The sequence below is a fragment of the Streptomyces sp. NPDC002588 genome, from assembly GCF_040295925.1.
In the GTDB taxonomy this organism is placed as follows: Bacteria; Actinomycetota; Actinomycetes; order Streptomycetales; family Streptomycetaceae; genus Streptomyces.
Map to the genome: position 1 here is coordinate 100,773 of NZ_JBEOWF010000017.1, position 18,333 is coordinate 119,105.

The following is an 18,333-nucleotide window of genomic DNA, read 5'->3' on the forward strand; positions in this document are numbered from 1 at the left end:
GCTGCCCGTTCACCCTGCTCGGAGACTAGCGGCCAAGTCCGCCTGAGTCAGCGAGAACAGAGGAAAAGTCCTGGTCAGCCTCTGGCAGGACGGTATATTTCAGACATAGTGCCCCGGATTTGAGAATGTATCCAGCCTCAAATCGGCTGCGAAGCACTCATCGGAGGTTTGAAATCCGCCCGGGCCGGCCGTCAGGCCACCGTCGTCGCCGCCCGGATCTCGTCCGTGAAGCGCCGCGCGGCGTCACGCAGCGCGACCGCGTCGGGACCGTGCCGCAACACTCCCCGGCTGACGTTCGGCACGACGTTGCGCAGCGCGTCGCCGAAGACCCCGGGAAGGTCCGCCGCGGTGGCCCCCTGGGCGCCGACTCCGGGCGCGAGGAGCGGACCGCCGATGTCGAGGTCGTACGACGACAGATCGCCGAGCGTGGCCCCGACGACGGCCCCGAAGGAACCGAGCGGCTCCTCCCCCGCGTTCTCGGCCGCGAGGTGCGCCAGCATCGTCGCGCCGACGTCACGGCCGTCCGCCCGCACGGCGTGCTGGACCTCGCCGCCCTCGGGGTTGGAGGTCAGCGCCAGCACGAAGAGACCGGTGCCGTTCTCCCGGGCCAGCGCGACGGCGGGGCCGAGCGAGCCGTAGCCGAGGTACGGCGAGACGGTCAGCGCGTCCGAGAACAGGGGAGCGTCCTTGTGCAGGAAGGACTCGGCGTAGGCGGCCATCGTCGAACCGATGTCGCCGCGCTTGGCGTCCATGACGACCAGGGCGCCGGCGGCCCGCGCCTCCTGGACGGACTTCTCCAGGACGGCGATCCCGCGCGAGCCGAACCGTTCGAAGAACGCGCTCTGCGGCTTCAGCACGGCGACCCGGTCGGCCACCGCCTCGACGACCGTGCGGCTGAACCGCTCCAGGCCCGCCACGTCGTCGCTCAGGCCCCACTCGAGAAGCAGGGAGGCGTGCGGGTCGATCCCGACGCACAGGGGGCCGCGCTCGTCCATCGCCCGGCGCAGGCGCGCGCCGAAGGGCTCCAGGGTCATGCCGTCCTCCTGACGTCGGCGCCGACCGCGTCGGCGAGGGTGGCGTACGGGCTCGTGCGCAGACGGGTGGCGAGCCCCTTGTGGATGGCGCGGCCCCAGAACGGCCCCTCGTAGATGAAGGCGCTGTAGCCCTGCACCAGCGTGGCGCCGGCCAGGATGCGCTGCCAGGCGTCCTCGGCGTTCTCGATGCCGCCGACCCCCACCAGGGTGATCCGGTCGCCCACGCGCGCGTACAGGCGCCGCAGCACCTCCAGGGAGCGCGCCTTGAGCGGCGCCCCGGACAGACCGCCGGTCTCCTTCACGAGGGAGGGTTCGGATGTCAGACCGAGTCCCTCGCGCGCGATGGTGGTGTTCGTGGCGATGATCCCGTCCAGGCCGAGTTCCACCGCGAGATCGGCGACCGCGTCCACGTCCTCGTCGGCGAGGTCCGGGGCGATCTTCACCAGCAACGGGACCCGGCGCGAGGGCACCGCCCGGTCGGCGGCCTCCCGCACGGCGCTCAGCAGCGGCCGCAGCGCCTCGGTGGCCTGCAGGTCGCGCAGGCCCGGCGTGTTCGGCGAGGACACGTTCACGACCAGGTAGTCGGCGTACGGCGCGAGCCGCTCGGCCGACTTCACGTAGTCGCCGACCGCCTCCTTCTCCGGTACGGCCTTGGTCTTGCCGATGTTGACGCCCACGACCGTCCGGAACACCGGGGTACGGGAGGCCAGGCGCGCGGCGACGGCCAGCGAGCCCTCGTTGTTGAAGCCCATGCGGTTGATGAGCGCCCGGTCCTTCACGAGCCGGAAGAGCCGCTTCCCGGGGTTGCCGGGCTGCGGCTCCCCGGTGACCGTGCCGATCTCGACGTGGTCGAAGCCCAGCATCGCCATGCCGTCGATCGCTACCGCGTTCTTGTCGAAGCCGGCGGCGAGCCCGAAGGGGCCGTGCATCCGCAGGCCCAGGGCCTCGGTGCGCAGTTCCTTGTGGCGGGGGGCCAGGGCGGCCGCGACGAAGGTGCGCAGCACGGGGATGCGGACGGCGAGCCGGATCCAGCGGAAGGCCAGGTGGTGGGCCTGCTCCGGGTCCATCCGTTTGAAGACGAGACTGAAGACGAACTTGTACATGGTTCCCTCGTGCAGAGGGGGACACCGTTTCCGGTGTCCCCCTCCGGGCTGCTAGTCGCGGGCCGCGGTCAGATGCTGTGCGTGTTCCTGGAGCGAACGGACCCCCACGTCGCCGTGGTTGAGGGCGTCGATGCCCTGGACGGCGGCGGCGAGCGCCTGGACGGTCGTCAGGCACGGCACGGACCGCGCCACGGCCGCCGTACGGATCTCGTAGCCGTCGAGGCGGCCGCCGGTGCCGTACGGGGTGTTGACGATGAGGTCGACCTCGCCGTCGTGGATGTGCTGGACGATGGTCTTCTCGCCGTTCGGACCGGTGCCCTCGGACTGCTTGCGCACGACGGTGGCGTTGATGCCGTTGCGCTTGAGGACCTCGGCGGTGCCGGAGGTGGCGAGCAGTTCGAAGCCGTGGGCGACCAGTTCGCGCGCCGGGAAGATCATCGACCGCTTGTCGCGGTTGGCGACCGAGATGAACGCGCGGCCCTTGGTGGGCAGCGGGCCGTAGGCGCCGGCCTGCGACTTGGCGTAGGCCGTGCCGAAGACCGAGTCGATGCCCATGACCTCGCCGGTGGAGCGCATCTCCGGGCCCAGGACGGTGTCGACGCCGCGGCCGGAGGTGTCCCGGAAGCGGGTCCACGGCATCACGGCCTCCTTGACGGAGATCGGCGCGTCCAGCGGCAGTTCACCGCCGTCCCCGGTCGCCGGGAGGAGGCCCTCGGCGCGCAGTTCGGCGATGCTCGCGCCCAGCGAGATCCGGGCGGCGGCCTTGGCCAGCGGTACCGCGGTCGCCTTCGAGGTGAAGGGGACCGTACGGGACGCGCGCGGGTTGGCCTCCAGGACGTAGAGGATGTCCCCGGCCATGGCGAACTGGATGTTGATCAGGCCCCGGACGCCGACGCCCTTCGCGATGGCCTCGGTGGAGGCGCGCAGGCGCTTGATGTCGAAGCCGCCGAGGGTGATCGGGGGCAGGGCGCAGGCCGAGTCGCCGGAGTGGATGCCGGCCTCCTCGATGTGCTCCATCACACCGCCGAGGTACAGCTCCTCGCCGTCGTACAGCGCGTCGACGTCGATCTCGATGGCGTCGTCGAGGAACCGGTCGACCAGGACCGGCCGGGTGGGGCTGATCTCGGTGGACTCGGCGATGTAGGACGACAGGCGGGTCTCGTCGTAGACGATCTCCATGCCCCGGCCGCCGAGAACGTAGGAGGGACGGACCAGCACCGGGTAGCCGATCTCGTCGGCGATGGCCTTGGCCTCGGCGAAGGTGGTGGCCGTGCCGTGCTTCGGGGCGGGCAGGCCCGCCTCGGCGAGGACCCGCCCGAAGGCGCCCCGGTCCTCGGCCGCGTGGATGGCCTCGGGAGAGGTGCCGACGATCGGCACGCCGTTGTCCTTCAGGGCCTGCGCGAGACCCAGCGGGGTCTGGCCGCCGAGCTGGACGACGACACCGGCGATCGGGCCGGCCTGCGCCTCCGCGTGGACGATCTCCAGCACGTCCTCGAGCGTCAGCGGCTCGAAGTACAGGCGGTCGGAGGTGTCGTAGTCCGTGGAGACGGTCTCCGGGTTGCAGTTGACCATCACCGTCTCGTACCCGGCGTCGGACAGCGCGAAGGACGCGTGGACGCAGGAGTAGTCGAACTCGATGCCCTGGCCGATGCGGTTCGGGCCCGAGCCCAGGATGATCACCGCGGGCTTCTCGCGGGGCGCGACCTCGCTCTCCTCGTCGTAGGAGGAGTAGAAGTACGGCGTCCTCGCGGCGAACTCGGCGGCGCAGGTGTCGACCGTCTTGAAGACGGGGCGGACCCCCAGCGCGTGGCGCACCTCGCGCACGACGTCCTCGCGCAGGCCGCGGATCTCGCCGATCTGCTGGTCGGAGAAGCCGTGCCGCTTGGCCTCGGCGAGCAGGTCGGCGTCCAGTCGGTCGGCGGCGGCCAGCTCGTCCGCGAGCTCCTTGATCAGGAAGAGCTGGTCGACGAACCAGGGGTCGATCTTCGTGTACTCGAAGACCTCCTCGGGCGTGGCGCCCGCGCGGACGGCCTGCATGACGGTGTTGATCCGGCCGTCGGTGGGACGCACGGCCTCGCGCAGCAGCTCGTCCTTGTCGCCCGGCTCGCCGACGAAGGTGAACTGGCTGCCCTTCTTCTCGAGCGAGCGCAGCGTCTTCTGGAAGGCCTCGGTGAAGTTGCGGCCGATGGCCATGGCCTCACCCACCGACTTCATGGTGGTGGTGAGGGTGGAGTCGGCGCTCGGGAACTTCTCGAAGGCGAACCGCGGGGCCTTCACGACCACGTAGTCGAGCGTCGGCTCGAAGGAGGCCGGGGTCTCCTGTGTGATGTCGTTCGGGATCTCGTCGAGGGTGTAGCCGACGGCGAGCTTGGCCGCGATCTTGGCGATCGGGAAGCCGGTGGCCTTGGAGGCGAGGGCCGAGGACCGCGACACGCGCGGGTTCATCTCGATGACGATCACGCGACCGTCCTCGGGGTTCACCGCGAACTGGATGTTGCAGCCGCCGGTGTCGACGCCGACCTCGCGGATGACGGCGATGCCGATGTCGCGCAGGATCTGGTACTCGCGGTCGGTCAGGGTCATCGCGGGCGCGACCGTGATCGAGTCGCCGGTGTGCACGCCCATGGGGTCGAAGTTCTCGATGGAGCAGACGACCACGACGTTGTCGTGCTTGTCGCGCATCAGCTCCAGCTCGTACTCCTTCCAGCCGAGGATGGACTCCTCGAGGAGCACCTCGGTGGTCGGCGAGAGGGTGAGGCCCTGGCCTGCGATGCGGCGCAGCTCCTCCTCGTCGTGGGCGAAGCCGGACCCGGCGCCGCCCATCGTGAAGGACGGGCGGACGACGACCGGGTAGCCGCCGAGCGTGTCCACGCCGGCGACGACCTCGTCCATGGTGTGGCAGATCACGGACCGGGCGGACTCACCGTGCCCGATCTTGCGGCGGACCTCCTCCACGACCGCCTTGAACTGGTCGCGGTCCTCGCCCTTGTGGATCGCCGCCACATTGGCGCCGATCAGCTCGACGCCGTACTTCTCCAGGACGCCGTTCTCGTGCAGCGAGATGGCCGTGTTGAGGGCCGTCTGACCGCCAAGGGTGGGCAGCAGCGCGTCGGGGCGCTCCTTGGCGATGATCTTCTCGACGAACTCGGGGGTGATCGGCTCGACGTAGGTGGCGTCGGCGATCTCCGGGTCGGTCATGATCGTCGCAGGGTTGGAGTTGACCAGGACGACGCGCAGGCCCTCGGCCCGCAGGATCCGGCACGCCTGTGTGCCGGAGTAGTCGAACTCGGCGGCCTGGCCGATGACGATCGGGCCGGAGCCGATGACCAGGACGGACTGGATATCGGTGCGCTTAGGCACGCTGGCCCTCCATCAGGGATACGAAGCGGTCGAACAGGTAGGCGGCGTCGTGCGGGCCGGCTGCCGCTTCGGGGTGGTACTGGACGGAGAAGGCCGGCTGGTCGATCAGCCGCAGCCCCTCCACGACGTCGTCGTTCAGACAGACGTGGGACACCTCGGCGCGGCCGAAGGGCGTCTCGCTGACCCGGTCGAGCGGCGCGTCCACGGCGAAGCCGTGGTTGTGTGCGGTGACCTCGACCTTGCCGGTCGTACGGTCCTGGACCGGCTGGTTGATGCCCCGGTGGCCGTACTTCAGCTTGTAGGTGCCGAAGCCGAGGGCGCGGCCGAGGATCTGGTTGCCGAAGCAGATGCCGAACAGCGGCGTCCTCCGCTTCAGCACGGCGGTCATGAGGGCGACCGGGCCGTCGGCGGTGGCCGGGTCGCCGGGGCCGTTGGAGAAGAAGACCCCGTCGGGGGCGACCGCGTAGAGGTCCTCCTCCGTGGCCGTGGCCGGGAGGACGTGCACCTCGATGCCGCGCTCGGCCATGCGGTGCGGGGTCATGCCCTTGATGCCGAGGTCGACGGCCGCGACCGTGAACCTCTTCTCGCCGACCGCGGGGACGACGTAGGCCTCCTTGGTGGCGACCTCCTCGTAGAGGCTCGCGCCCTTCATGTGCGGCTGGGACTGCACGCGCGCGACGAGTTCGGCCTCCGAGCCGATCGCCTCGCCGGAGAAGATGCCGGCCCGCATGGAGCCGCGCTCGCGCAGGTGGCGGGTGAGGGCGCGGGTGTCGATGCCGGAGATCCCGACGATCTCCTGCTCGACCAGCGCGTCGTCCAGGGAGCGCTTGGCTCGCCAGTTGGACGGCACGCGCGCGGGGTCGCGCACGACGTAGCCGGAGACCCAGATGCGGCTGGACTCGTCGTCCTCGTCGTTCCAGCCGGTGTTGCCGATCTGGGGGGCTGTCGCGACGACGATCTGGCGGTCGTACGACGGGTCGGTCAGGGTCTCCTGGTAGCCGGTCATCCCGGTGGAGAACACCGCTTCGCCGAAGGTCTCCCCCACGGCCCCGTAGGCCCGGCCGCGGAACGTGCGGCCGTCCTCCAGGACGAGTACCGCGGGAACCCTGGCGGCTCCCCTAGTGGAGGTCGTCATCGTTCGGCGCCTTCCGTCGTGTTGTTCTTGATCATGGAATTGATGGTCTCGACCCACTCGGTGTGCTCGGCCGCGTGGTCGGACCGGAAACCGGAGTCGATCAGCTTGTCGCCGTGCGCCCAGGTCACCACGAGCAGTCCGCCCTCGGTGAGGACCTTGCCGGCGATGCCCTTGCCGAGCAGTGCCTCGCGCAGTGCGGCGGCCGGGACGAAGAAGTCGGTCGCGCCGGGCCGTACGACGTCCAGTCCCGCGTCGGTGAGCGTCAGCTCGACCCGGCTGCGGGTGCCGAGGCCGTGCGCCACGATGCGGTCGAGCCACTGCCCGGCGGTGGTGGACCCGTGGTAGCGGCCGCTCATGCTCAGTTTCACCGGGCCGGGGTCGTCCGGCGCGGCGGGCAGCTCGGGGATGTCTCCCTGGAGCGTGCCGCGCCACTTCCAGCCCTCGCGCATCAGCCAGTAGACGAGTGCGACGAACAGGCCGAGGCCGGCCACCCAGCCGACGCGCGCGGCCCAGTCGGTCACTTGGGCCGATTGTTTCCCGGCCGCGAGCAGTAGTGCTGCAGATGTCACGTGAGTTTCCCGTCGACGAGCGTGGCCTTGCCCCTGAGCCACGTGTGCGTCACACGGCCCGGCAGCTCACGCCCCTCGTACGGGGTGTTCCGGCTGCGCGAGGCGAAGCCCGCGGGGTCCACGGACCCACGGTATGCCGTGTCGACGAGCGTGAGGTTGGCGGGCTCACCAGCCGAGACGGGACGCCCGTGCCCCTGCGCCCGGCCGATCTCGGCGGGCTTGAAGGACATGCGGTCGGCGACCCCGGTCCAGTCGAGCAGGCCCGTCTCCACCATCGTCTCCTGGACCACCGACAACGCGGTCTCCAGGCCGACCATGCCCATGGCGGCGGCGGCCCACTCGCAGTCCTTGTCCTCGTGCGGGTGCGGGGCGTGGTCCGTGGCGACGATGTCGATCGTGCCGTCGGCGAGCGCCTCGCGCAGAGCGAGCACGTCACGCTCGGTGCGCAGCGGCGGGTTCACCTTGTAGACCGGGTCGTACGTGCGGACCAGCTCGTCGGTGAGGAGCAGGTGGTGCGGGGTGACCTCGGCGGTGACGTCGATGCCGCGGGACTTGGCCCAGCGGACGATCTCGACGGACCCGGCGGTGGAGAGGTGGCAGATGTGGACGCGGGAGCCGACGTGCTCGGCGAGCAGGACATCCCGGGCGATGATCGATTCTTCGGCCACCGCGGGCCAGCCCCCGAGCCCCAGTTCGGCGGAGACGACGCCCTCGTTCATCTGGGCGCCCTCGGTCAGCCGCGGCTCCTGGGCGTGCTGGGCGACGACCCCGCCGAAGGCCTTCACGTACTCGAGGGCGCGGCGCATGATCACCGCGTCGTCGACGCACTTGCCGTCGTCGGAGAAGACGGTGACCCCGGCCGCCGACTCGTGCATGGCGCCGAGTTCCGCGAGCTTCCTGCCCTCCAGACCGACGGTGACGGCGCCGATCGGCTGCACGTCGCAGTAGCCGTGGTCCTGGCCGAGCCGGTAGACCTGCTCGACGACCCCGGCGGTGTCGGCGACGGGGAAGGTGTTGGCCATGGCGAACACGGCGGTGTAGCCGCCGCTCGCGGCGGCCCGCGTACCGGTCAGGACCGTCTCGGAGTCCTCGCGGCCCGGCTCGCGCAGATGGGTGTGCAGGTCGACGAGCCCGGGCAGCAGCACCTTGCCGGCGGCCTCGACGATCTCGGCGCCGTCGTCCGGGAGCCCGGTCCCGACGGCCTCGATGACCGAACCGTCGATCAGGACGTCCTGCGGGTCCCCGCCGAGCACCTTCGCACCACGGATCAGGATCTTGCTCATGTGTCCTACTTCTCCTCGATACGGGTGTGGGAGATGGCGGGTTCGTTGCCCCCGAGGAGCAGATAGAGAACGGCCATCCGGATCGACACGCCGTTGGCGACCTGTTCGACGACGGTGCAGCGGTCGGAGTCGGCGACCTCGGCGGTGATCTCCATGCCGCGGACCATCGGGCCGGGGTGCATCACGATGGCGTGCTCGGGCATCCGCGCCATGCGGTCGCCGTCGAGGCCGTAGCGCCGCGAGTACTCGCGCTCGGTCGGGAAGAACGCGGCGTTCATCCGTTCGCGCTGCACGCGCAGCATCATCACGGCGTCGGACTTGGGCAGCGTGCTGTCGAGGTCGTACGACACCTCGCAGGGCCAGGTCTCGACGCCGACCGGGATCAGGGTGGGCGGGGCGACGAGGGTGACCTCGGCGCCGAGGGTGTGCAGCAGGTCGACGTTGGAGCGGGCGACCCGGCTGTGCAGGACGTCGCCGACGACGGTGATCCGCTTGCCGGCCAGGTCCCGGCCGATCCCGGCGTCCCGGCCGACCAGTCGGCGGCGCATGGTGAAGGCGTCGAGCAGCGCCTGTGTGGGGTGCTGGTGGGTGCCGTCGCCCGCGTTGACGACGGCCGCGTCGATCCAGCCCGAGTTGGCCAGGCGATAGGGGGCTCCGGAGGCGCCGTGCCGGATGACGACGGCGTCGACGCCCATGGCCTCCAGCGTCTGCGCGGTGTCCTTCAGCGACTCGCCCTTGGAGACGCTGGAACCCTTGGCGGAGAAGTTGATGACGTCCGCGGAGAGACGCTTCTCGGCGGCTTCGAACGAGATACGCGTGCGCGTGGAGTCCTCGAAGAAGAGGTTGACGATCGTGCGGCCGCGCAGGGTCGGCAGTTTCTTGATGGGCCGGTCGGCGACCCGGGCCATCTCCTCGGCGGTGTCGAGGATCAGGACGGCGTCGTCGCGGGTGAGGTCGGCGGCCGAGATGAGATGACGCTGCATCTGTCAGGCTCCGTAAGGCAGTTCAGGTATCAGGGAGATTCCGGGCAGGCGAGGGCGCGCCGGGGCGGCGGGCACGCTCCGTCCGCTACTGGGGCTGCTTCACACCGAGCAGCACGGTGTCGCGACCGTCCTCCTCGGCGAGCAGGACCTTGACCGTCTCCCGCAGCGACGTGGGGAGGTTCTTGCCGACGTAGTCGGCGCGGATGGGCAGTTCGCGGTGGCCGCGGTCGACGAGGACCGCGAGCTGGACCGCGCGCGGGCGCCCGATGTCGTTCAGGGCGTCGAGGGCGGCACGGATGGTGCGGCCGGAGAAGAGCACGTCGTCGACGAGGACGACCAGCTTGCCGTCGAGGCCGTCACCGGGGATCTCGGTGCGGGCCAGCGCACGCGGCGGGTGCATGCGCAGGTCGTCTCGGTACATGGTGATGTCGAGGGAGCCGACCGGGATCTTGCGGTCGGTGACCTGCTCGAGCTTGGCTGCGAGCCGCTGGGCGAGGAATACGCCGCGGGTGGGGATGCCGAGGAGCACCACGTCGTCGGCGCCCTTGGCACGTTCGACGATCTCGTGGGCGATGCGGGTCAGTACCCGCGCGATGTCGGGGCCTTCGAGAACGGGCCGCGCATCGGATGCTTGGGAGTCCATGAAAAAGGGACCTCCTTCTCCGCCTCACGGGACGGACCTTAAAGGACGTCGGGTTTGCGCCATCCACCGTAGCAGCCGCCCGAGAGGTCCCGGATCACCCCCTTGGCGTAATCGGCCATCGCTACCACGGAAGAGTCGGTGTGGACCATTCGGCTTGACGCAGAAGAATCACGCTGCGTAACCTCACAATGAGTTACCAGCCGCGCGGTCCGGAACCAGAGCCGACCGCGTCGACCCAGTGCCGGGGAGCTATATGTCCAGCGAATACGCCAAACAGCTCGGGGCCAAGCTCCGGGCGATCCGCACCCAGCAGGGCCTTTCCCTCCACGGTGTCGAGGAGAAGTCCCAGGGACGCTGGAAGGCCGTCGTGGTCGGTTCGTACGAGCGCGGCGACCGCGCCGTGACCGTACAGCGCCTTGCCGAGCTGGCGGATTTCTACGGCGTCCCCGTGCAGGAACTGCTGCCGGGCACCACGCCGGGCGGGGCGGCCGAGCCCCCGCCGAAGCTGGTCCTCGACCTGGAGCGGCTGGCCCACGTGCCGGTCGAGAAGGCCGGCCCCCTGCAGCGCTACGCGGCGACGATCCAGTCCCAGCGCGGTGACTACAACGGCAAGGTGCTGTCGATCCGCCAGGACGACCTGCGCACGCTCGCCGTCATCTACGACCAGTCGCCCTCGGTCCTCACCGAGCAGCTGATCAGCTGGGGCGTGCTGGACGCGGACGCGCGCCGCGCGGTCTCCCACGAGGAGAGCTGAGCCCCGGGGGCACGCCCCGCAGAAACGTCACAGCCCTTGGGGCGGTGCCATCCGGTGCCGCGCCAAGGGCCTTTGTGGTTCTCTCATCCTCGCAGATCCCGTCCTCGCGGACAGCCTCTTGTGCCACGATCCCCCTGGCTGCAAAGTTCACGGAACGGGGGGCGGTCATGGCGGTACGTGACCAGGGGAGCGAGGGGGTCGACGCCGTCGTCGATCTCGTGCGGGACATTCACGCCGGTCATCTGAGCGAGGAGGCCGCGGAGCAGCACGTGCGGTCTCCCGAGTGGGCGCTGACCGAGGACGAGGCCCGGTCGCTGGTGGGCCTCAGTTTCCAGTACGTCCGGAGGGGCATACCCTCCACCGGCTATCTCCTGGCGCGGCTGGCACTGGCGGCCTCCGACGTCCGGTGGGGGCGCGGCACCACCTCGCCCTGGTGGCTCGCGGCCGATCTTCTGGTGGAGTCGGTCCGGCTCGATCTGATCGAGCGCCCGAGCGGCGCCCGCCTGCGCCTGGCCTGCGCCGTCGCGGACGAGCAGATCGAGACGCTGCGCCGGGCCGGCGATCTCGACGAACTGGCCGAAACCATGTTCGCGGCCGGCATCCTCCGCGTCCATCCGCACATCGGGCGGCCGCCGCTGGAAGGCCCGGGCCATCTCCAGGACCGGCAGGTCCGCGCTCTGCTGCGCAACCGCCTCTACACCACCCAGCCCGGTGACGACACCGACGACGGCGACGCGCTCGACGCCCTCCCGCACCCGGTCGACGCCGCCCTGGACGCACTGCCCTATCTGTACGGGTCGGTGGGCCTGAGCCAGGGCCACCTGCGCGCCCGCTGCCTCAGCGCCGTGAACGAGGCCCTGGCCATCCTGGACAACGACCCCGCCGCGAAGGACTGGCTGACGGACGCCTGGCTGGCGAACAGCCGCGCCGCCGCCGGGCTGATCGACCCCGAGCGCGATCCCGTGACCGCGATCCGACTGCGCCGCGTGCTCGCCCACTACGACGGCGAGCCGCCTCCGGCGACACTCCTCGAGCTTCTGCCCATGAGCCTGACCGACATGGTGGAGAGGTACGGCGAGCGGGAGACCGGGGCGGTCGTGGACCAGGCGCTGTGCCTGCTGCGGGAGACGGGCCGGCGCGAGCAGCTGCGTGCGCTCGTCGCCGCCGTGTACGCGGAGCTTCCCGAAGTGGAGGAGCCGGAGCTGCGCCGGGAGACCTGGCAGAGCCATCTGCATGTGCTGCCCGGCGACGACACCCCCTGCCCCGACCGGGACACCGCCGTGGGCGATCTCGAGTCGGCGCTGGCCGGGATGATCGTCCCGTCCGAGCCCGCGACGGCCCCCGCGCTGCATCTGGCCGCCCATCTCTGCGAGCGTGGACGTGCCCGGGCCGTGTGCACCCTGCTGGACCAGGTGTCGGGCTTTCTGCAGGACCCGGCACCGGAGGTGGCGGCGGCGGTCATGCAGCTGCTGGGCGGCGCCTCCGCGGCCACCGCCGCCGACTGCCGCGGGACCGGCGACTTCCGGGAGGCGATCGGCCGGCACTCCACGGCCGCGGGCCACTACGCGAACCTCGGCCTGCTGGATCTGGCCCTGCGCGAGCTCGAACTGATGGTGGACTGCGCGGCAGGCAGCGACACGGATGCCGACGGCATGCTCGCGGCCGTGCTGCTCCGCGCGTCGGTGGCCCCACGGCTGAACGCCGGGCTGTTCGAGGAGTCGGCCTTCGCCCTCGTCACGGCCGCGCAGAGACTCGGGGCGCTGACCCGTGAGGGACCGTCCGCGACCGCCGCGCTGCTGATGCTCCACACGGCCGCCAAGGGACTCGACTTCTCCCGCGCCCTGGCGCGTCCCGGCCCCCGGGAGCAGGTCGAGGTCCTCGTACGGCTTCGTGACCGCATCGCCGGACTGGAGGCGCAACGGGGCATGGCCGCCGCACCGCGCCTCGACGACATCGGCGAGGACCTCGAAATGCTCTGCTACGCCGGTCCCCAGGAACTCACGTCCGGCACGGCCGAGGACGAAATGCTCGGCAACCTCCGGCGCTCCTTCGACCGCCAGCTCTCCCGCCGGCTGTACGCGCGGGGCGGGACGGCCGAGTCCTCCCGGCACCCGGAGCTGGAGGACATCGTCGCGGCGCTGCCTTCCGACACCGTGCTGATCTCCCTGTGGATCGGACAGCAGCCGAGCCGGATGGAGGCCGCCGGACCCGACGGGAAGCCCGCCGCCGCCCTGCATCTGATGACGATCACCAGTGAGGGCATCCAGGACGTGCGCGTCCTGCCGTACGGCGGTATGCCCGGCGGAGTGGTCCAGCTGAGCAAGGACGGCTACCGCCAGTCGATGCACCCCTTGGCGCTCGAGGTGGCGGAGGTCCGAACCGCCGTACGGACGGATCCCCTGCACCGTGCGGTGGCCCGCGACGCCGAGGAGAACCTCGACTCCCCCAGGCTGCTCGGCCGCCTGCCGGAGGTCATGACGCGGTTGCACGCCGAGGGCAAACGCCATCTGTGCTTCTGGGCCAACGGCCCCCTCCACTTCCTGCCGTTCCCCCTGCTGCACCTCGACGGGCGTCCCCTGGCCGACGACTGGACGGTCACCACCGTGCCCAGTCCGGTCTGTGTCACCGGCCCCGAGGAGGTTCGGCCGCGCAGCGGCGAGGGGCTCGTCTCCCTCGGGGCCTCGATGGGCGGCACCCCCTGGGGCCTGTCCCCGGAGCCGGCGCTCGACGAGCACGCCACGACCGTCGCCGCGCTGGCCGGCGGGGTGTCGCTGACCGGCGCCGACGCGACGCCGGCCGCCCTGCTGGCCCACGCCGAGGGCGCCCGCTACCTCCATGTGGCGGCGCACGGGGCGCACAGCCAGGAGGCCTCCTGGTTCCAGTGCCTCTACCTCAATCCGCCGCGGGAGGGCGAGGACGGGCGGCTGTTCGGCCATGACGTGCTCACCGCCGATCTGCGGGGCGTGGACCTGGTGACTCTCAGCGCCTGCGAGTCGGGACTCGGCAGATTCGACCTCGCGGACAATCTCCGGGGCCTGCCGGCCGCGTTCCTGCTGGCGGGGGCCCGCGCGGTGGTGGGTTGTCTGTGGCCGGTGCGGACGGAGGCGGCCACCCACTTCTTCGGCGAGCTGCACCGACACCTCGCGGAGCACGACGACACCCTGCGCGCCTTCCGGCACGCCCAGACCGTCACTCGGAGCCGTTTCCCCCAGTACCGCGACTGGGGCACCTTCACCTACCACGGCGGCTGGAACCGCTCGGACGAAAGGAACGCCTGATGCCCCTCATCGTGCCCCCGCTCACCGGACACGACGTCGACCTGGTCGTCCCCGCGACGCTCCAGGGCAACACCACCGAGGAGCGCATCGGCCGCCGGCTGACCGTCACCGAGCCCTACGTCACCCGGCTGACCCTCGACCAGTTGTCGGAGCTCAAGGTGAATCCGGCCCTGCTGGCCTCCGCGTCACCCGACGACGACTACTTCGTGGTGGCGTTCGTCTGCACCTTCCGCCCCGGTGCGGACGGCGACGACGCGCCGTTCAAGGACGCCCGGATCGGGATCCGGCTCAGTGCTCCGGGCGAAGGGCCGCAGCCGGTGGCCCTGGCGCTGTCCCCGGACACGGCGAGCGCCGCGAGCGGGAACAGCCTGCGGTTCGCCCTGTCGGTGCCGCTCGGCTTCGTCGAGCCCTCCGTCGAGTACGCGACGGACGGCTCGCAGGAGGAGCAGTACATCACCGCGTACGGCCTGGGCAGCGGCGATCCCGAGTGGCTGCTGCGCGAGGTCCCCGGTCACCCGCTCAGGGGCGATGTCCTCCTCGCCGTCGTGGTGCGGGCACCGGCCGGCGCCGCCGTGCGGGCGGAGGTCATCGTCGCTGCCTCGTTGCGGAAGCTGAAGCTGCTGCGCAGCCGGGCGGACCTGCCGCCGCGACTGCACACGATCGACCTGCCTGCGCTGGCCCGGCCGGCCCTGCTCGGTGCGCCGGCCGAGGAGCTGCCCGCGGGGACGGGCCAGTAGGGCCCGTCCGACGGATCATGCCGGAGACGCGGGGCCTGGCACGCCCTCCCCCACTGCCTTGAAGGCGTGGGGGACCCCCAGCGGCGTTGGCGTCAGTCGCCCACGCTCCGCGTCGACGCCCTGCTCACCTGCATTGATCAGTCACCGCTGCTTTCCTCCGACTTGGTCCGCCGGACAGGCCCTGGACGCCGGAGGGCCCGCAGCGTCACCGCTGCGGGCCCTCCGGCGTTTGTGTCGTAGCGCTCAGGCCTCGTCCCGGCGGAGGGACGGCTTGAGGTCCTTGAGCCGGGCGAGCAGGCCGTTGACGAACGCCGGGGAGTCGTCCGTGGAGAACTCCTTCGCCAGCTGCACCATCTCGTCGATGACGACGGCGTCCGGGGTCTCGTCGACCCAGATCAGCTCGTGGGTGCCGAGCCGCAGGATGTTGCGGTCGACGACGGGCATCCTGTCCAGCGTCCAGCCGACGGAGTACTGGGCCAGCAGTTCGTCGATCCGCTTCGCGTGTTCGGCGTAGCCCTCGACCAGCTGCATCGTGTACTCGCTCACCGGCGGCTGCCGGGTGTCGGCCCGGGAGAGCCGGATCCAGTCCGCGAGGACCGTCAGGACGTCCGCTCCGCGCTGGTCACCCTCGAAGAGGATCTGGAAGGCGCGCTTGCGGGCCGTGTTGCGAGCAGCCACGGTTAGCCGTTCACCCGGCCGAGGTAGTCGCTGGTGCGGGTGTCGACCTTGATCTTCTCACCGGTGGTGATGAAGAGCGGGACCTGGATCTGGTGACCGGTCTCCAGCGTGGCGGGCTTGGTCCCGCCGGTGGAACGGTCGCCCTGCAGGCCCGGCTCGGTCTCCTGGACGACGAGTTCGACGGCCGCGGGCAGCTCGACGAAGAGCACTTCGCCCTCGTGCTGCGCGACGGTGGCCGTGAAGCCCTCGATCAGGAAGTTGGCGGCGTCGCCGACGGCCTTGCGGTCGACCATGAGCTGGTCGTAGGTCTCCATGTCCATGAAGACGAAGTACTCGCCGTCCATGTACGAGAACTGCATGTCGCGCTTGTCGACAGTGGCCGTCTCGACCTTGACGCCGGCGTTGAAGGTCTTGTCGACCACCTTGCCGGACAGCACGTTCTTGAGCTTGGTGCGCACGAAGGCCGGGCCCTTGCCGGGCTTGACGTGCTGGAACTCGACGACGGACCAGAGCTGGCCGCCTTCGAGCTTGAGCACCAGGCCGTTCTTGAGGTCGTTCGTGGAAGCCACGGTTGCGGAATCTCCTGGACTGACGTGGACGACCCCGGGGGCACGCACCTTGCCTATAGTGCGAGCAGCTCCTTGGTCGTGATGGTGAGTAGCTCGGGTCCGCCGTCCGCCTCGGGGCGTACGACGAGCGTGTCATCGATCCGGACACCGCCCCGGGCCGGGAGGTGGACCCCCGGTTCGACGGTGACCGGCACGCAGACGTCCAGTTTACCCATGGCCGCGGGAGCCAACTGCGGGTCCTCGTCGATTTCGAGTCCGACCCCGTGCCCCGTCAGTGCCGGGAGGCCCTGTGCGTACCCCGCTGAGTCCAGTACCTGGCGGGCCGCGCGGTCCACGTCCCGGCAGGCGGCGCCGGGCACCAGGGACTCGCGTCCGGCGCGCTGAGCGGCGAAGACGAGGTCGTACAGCTCGATCTGCCAGTCGGCGGGGGACGTGCCGATGACGAAGGTGCGGCCGATCTCGCAGCGGTAGCCGCGGTACGCGGCGCCCAGGCAGACGGAGAGGAAGTCGCCCTCCTCGACCCGCCGGTCGGTGGGGCGGTGGCCGCGCCGGCCGGAGTTCGGGCCGGTGGCCACGGAGGTGGCGAAGGCCGGGCCGTCGGCGCCGTGGTCGACCAGCCGCCGTTCCAGTTCGAGGGCGAGGTGGCGTTCGGTCCGGCCGACGAGGATGGACTCCAGCAGTTCACCGAGGGCCTGGTCGGTGATCTCGGCACCGATCCGGAGGCAGGAGATCTCCTCCTCGTCCTTCACGACCCGGAGTTGTTCCACCGCGCCGCCCAGGTCGGTCAGGCGCAGGCGGGGGGCGACCGAGCGGATCTCCCGGTGCCGGGCGACGGTGAGGTGGTGTTCCTCCACCGCGAGCAGGCCGCCGTCCTGGGCCGTCAGGAGGTCGGCGGCGGCGACGGCGGGGTCGCCGCCGGCCCGCGGCAGGGCGTGCACCCGCAGGCTGTCGTCCGGCCGGCCCTCGGTGGGACGGTCGTCCGACGGGCCCGGGCAGACGAGGAGATCGTCCTGCCTGCCCAGGAGCAGGACGGCGCCGTGCGGGGCCGCGCCTGCGAGATACCTCACGTTGGCGGGGCTGGAGACGAGTGCGGCTGCGCCTCCGCTGGAACTGCAGCGTTCCCTCAGTCGCGCGCGACGGGTCCGGTACACCTCTGACATGAGTCGAGCCTAGGAGCGGTGACCGGATCGTGCCGGTTGGGAGGGGCCGAGTGGGGCGTCGTGCGGGTGGTGCCCGGAAAGTCCGCTACCACTTCGGGGGGCTGGCGATGGCCCTCGCGAGGACGTCGTCCAGGAGCCTCGCCGTCGTCGGGACGTCCAGTTGGGAGTTGTCGATGATCGGGAGGCCGGATCCGTACCAGCCGGCCATCCGGCCGTGGATGCGGGCCACCTCCTCGTCGGTGAGGCGGCGGTTGCCCGTGCGTTCCGCGTTGCGTTCCAGGACGACCTCCAGGCCGGGGAGGAGGACGACCGGGAGCAGGCCGGGGCCCACGTGGCGTTTCCAGCCGCCGAGGCCCACGACCGGGCGGTCGGGGAAGATCGCGTCGTCGAGGATGCACGAGATGCCGTTGGCGAGGAAATTGCGCGCGGCGAAGCCGCAGGTGCGGCGGGCCAGGCGGTACTGGGCCTCCGAGTGGTCGTTCCACCCGGCCTGGGGATCGGCGAAACCCGAGCGGACCCATTCGCGTACGTCGTCGAGGCTGACATGGGCGGTGGGCACCCTGCGGTGGTCGGCCCAGTACTTGGCGACGCTGGTCTTTCCGGCGCCCGCGGGGCCGATCAGCAGCACGGCGAGGGTGGTGCTCGCCGGGTCGGGCGCGGTGGGGGCCGGGGGCACGCTGGGCATGGCCACGGGGCCGCCGGGTGGCAGCCGCACATGGCCGGAGACATCGGTGCCGGGCGGGGCCGTGCCGGGCTGGGCGGGGGCGTGCTGCGGGGCCGGGGGCGGCGGCATGGGGGGCACGGCGGGCTGCGGGCTGGGTGCGGCAGGTCCCGAGGGAGCCCCGAGGTACCCCGGTTGGTGCGGGCCGGGGTGTCCCGCACCCGGTGACCCGCCGACGGCCGGACCGTGCCCCGGCTGATGGGGCGGTGGCAGCGGAGAACCCACTGCGTGCTGCATCCGGTGCCACTCCGTCTCGTACTGGCGATGGGCGCTGGTGGTCGGGGAGTGATCCCCTGTGCTCGCTACTGAACGGTACCGCCCCCGCC

The 18,333-nt window shown here is 71.1% G+C and carries 15 protein-coding genes; 3 read left to right on the forward strand and 12 right to left on the reverse strand.

What is annotated here, in order from left to right; genetic code table 11:
- Positions 1-191: 191 nt before the first annotated feature.
- From pyrF to pyrR, 8 genes are all read right to left on the reverse strand, one after another.
- On the reverse strand, positions 192-1,034 hold the full coding sequence (gene pyrF / locus ABT057_RS21015) for an orotidine-5'-phosphate decarboxylase (RefSeq protein ID WP_352344592.1): 843 nt from the start codon (positions 1,032-1,034) through the stop codon (positions 192-194).
- The gene (locus tag ABT057_RS21020; RefSeq protein ID WP_352344593.1) at positions 1,031-2,137 is read right to left on the reverse strand and encodes a quinone-dependent dihydroorotate dehydrogenase; all 1,107 of its coding nucleotides are present in this window, start codon (positions 2,135-2,137) and stop codon (positions 1,031-1,033) included. Before ABT057_RS21020 ends, pyrF begins: the two co-directional genes overlap by 4 nt.
- A gap of 51 nt (positions 2,138-2,188) precedes the next feature.
- Positions 2,189-5,497: a carbamoyl-phosphate synthase large subunit gene (gene carB / locus ABT057_RS21025; RefSeq protein ID WP_352344594.1), complete on the reverse strand. Its 3,309-nt coding sequence runs from the start codon at positions 5,495-5,497 to the stop codon at positions 2,189-2,191.
- Positions 5,490-6,632 (reverse strand): glutamine-hydrolyzing carbamoyl-phosphate synthase small subunit, encoded by a 1,143-nt coding sequence (gene carA, locus ABT057_RS21030; RefSeq protein WP_352344595.1) that lies wholly within the window; start codon positions 6,630-6,632, stop codon positions 5,490-5,492. The genes carB and carA overlap by 8 nt, the downstream gene beginning before the upstream one ends.
- Positions 6,629-7,201, reverse strand: a complete 573-nt coding sequence (locus tag ABT057_RS21035; protein WP_352344596.1) for a PH-like domain-containing protein — start codon at positions 7,199-7,201, stop codon at positions 6,629-6,631. The genes carA and ABT057_RS21035 overlap by 4 nt, the downstream gene beginning before the upstream one ends.
- Complete coding sequence (locus tag ABT057_RS21040) at positions 7,198-8,484, reverse strand: dihydroorotase (RefSeq protein WP_352344597.1); 1,287 nt, start codon at positions 8,482-8,484, stop codon at positions 7,198-7,200. Before ABT057_RS21040 ends, ABT057_RS21035 begins: the two co-directional genes overlap by 4 nt.
- A gap of 5 nt (positions 8,485-8,489) precedes the next feature.
- Entirely contained in the window at positions 8,490-9,467 is a 978-nt protein-coding gene (locus ABT057_RS21045) for an aspartate carbamoyltransferase catalytic subunit (RefSeq protein ID WP_352344598.1), read from the reverse strand.
- Between the two features lie 85 nt (positions 9,468-9,552).
- Entirely contained in the window at positions 9,553-10,110 is a 558-nt protein-coding gene (pyrR, locus tag ABT057_RS21050; protein ID WP_352344599.1) for a bifunctional pyr operon transcriptional regulator/uracil phosphoribosyltransferase PyrR, read from the reverse strand.
- 253 nt (positions 10,111-10,363) lie between these two features.
- Between pyrR and bldD the strand changes: the two genes are divergently transcribed.
- From bldD to ABT057_RS21065, 3 genes are all read left to right on the forward strand, one after another.
- Positions 10,364-10,864, forward strand: a complete 501-nt coding sequence (gene bldD, locus ABT057_RS21055; protein WP_009313753.1) for a transcriptional regulator BldD — start codon at positions 10,364-10,366, stop codon at positions 10,862-10,864.
- Between the two features lie 167 nt (positions 10,865-11,031).
- Positions 11,032-14,142, forward strand: coding sequence for a CHAT domain-containing protein (locus tag ABT057_RS21060; protein ID WP_352344600.1), 3,111 nt, complete (start codon positions 11,032-11,034; stop codon positions 14,140-14,142).
- Positions 14,142-14,879, forward strand: a complete 738-nt coding sequence (locus ABT057_RS21065) for a hypothetical protein (protein WP_352344601.1) — start codon at positions 14,142-14,144, stop codon at positions 14,877-14,879. The genes ABT057_RS21060 and ABT057_RS21065 overlap by 1 nt, the downstream gene beginning before the upstream one ends.
- Before the next feature lie 243 nt (positions 14,880-15,122).
- On the opposite strand, the gene nusB is transcribed toward ABT057_RS21065, so the two are convergent.
- From nusB to ABT057_RS21085, 4 genes are all read right to left on the reverse strand, one after another.
- Positions 15,123-15,557: a transcription antitermination factor NusB gene (nusB, locus tag ABT057_RS21070; protein WP_352344602.1), complete on the reverse strand. Its 435-nt coding sequence runs from the start codon at positions 15,555-15,557 to the stop codon at positions 15,123-15,125.
- 2 nt (positions 15,558-15,559) lie between these two features.
- Positions 15,560-16,126 (reverse strand): elongation factor P, encoded by a 567-nt coding sequence (gene efp, locus ABT057_RS21075; RefSeq protein WP_352344603.1) that lies wholly within the window; start codon positions 16,124-16,126, stop codon positions 15,560-15,562.
- Between the two features lie 53 nt (positions 16,127-16,179).
- Positions 16,180-17,286: an aminopeptidase P family protein gene (locus ABT057_RS21080; protein ID WP_352344604.1), complete on the reverse strand. Its 1,107-nt coding sequence runs from the start codon at positions 17,284-17,286 to the stop codon at positions 16,180-16,182.
- A gap of 85 nt (positions 17,287-17,371) precedes the next feature.
- On the reverse strand, positions 17,372-18,244 hold the full coding sequence (locus ABT057_RS21085) for a Pro-rich N-terminal domain-containing protein (RefSeq protein ID WP_352344605.1): 873 nt from the start codon (positions 18,242-18,244) through the stop codon (positions 17,372-17,374).
- Positions 18,245-18,333 lie beyond the last annotated feature (89 nt).

Excerpts from the sequence above, each read along its gene's own strand:
- ABT057_RS21085 (WP_352344605.1), bottom strand. The coding sequence starts at position 18,244 with ATGCAGCACGCAGTGGGTTCTCCGCTGCCACCGCCCCATCAGCCGGGG.
- ABT057_RS21020 (WP_352344593.1), bottom strand. The coding sequence starts at position 2,137 with ATGTACAAGTTCGTCTTCAGTCTCGTCTTCAAACGGATGGACCCGGAG.
- ABT057_RS21045 (WP_352344598.1), bottom strand. The coding sequence starts at position 9,467 with ATGCAGCGTCATCTCATCTCGGCCGCCGACCTCACCCGCGACGACGCC.
- pyrF (WP_352344592.1), bottom strand. The coding sequence starts at position 1,034 with ATGACCCTGGAGCCCTTCGGCGCGCGCCTGCGCCGGGCGATGGACGAG.
- ABT057_RS21080 (WP_352344604.1), bottom strand. The coding sequence starts at position 17,286 with ATGTCAGAGGTGTACCGGACCCGTCGCGCGCGACTGAGGGAACGCTGC.
- pyrR (WP_352344599.1), bottom strand. The coding sequence starts at position 10,110 with ATGGACTCCCAAGCATCCGATGCGCGGCCCGTTCTCGAAGGCCCCGAC.
- ABT057_RS21060 (WP_352344600.1), top strand. The coding sequence starts at position 11,032 with ATGGCGGTACGTGACCAGGGGAGCGAGGGGGTCGACGCCGTCGTCGAT.
- ABT057_RS21040 (WP_352344597.1), bottom strand. The coding sequence starts at position 8,484 with ATGAGCAAGATCCTGATCCGTGGTGCGAAGGTGCTCGGCGGGGACCCG.
- ABT057_RS21065 (WP_352344601.1), top strand. The coding sequence starts at position 14,142 with ATGCCCCTCATCGTGCCCCCGCTCACCGGACACGACGTCGACCTGGTC.
- carA (WP_352344595.1), bottom strand. The coding sequence starts at position 6,632 with ATGACGACCTCCACTAGGGGAGCCGCCAGGGTTCCCGCGGTACTCGTC.
- bldD (WP_009313753.1), top strand. The coding sequence starts at position 10,364 with ATGTCCAGCGAATACGCCAAACAGCTCGGGGCCAAGCTCCGGGCGATC.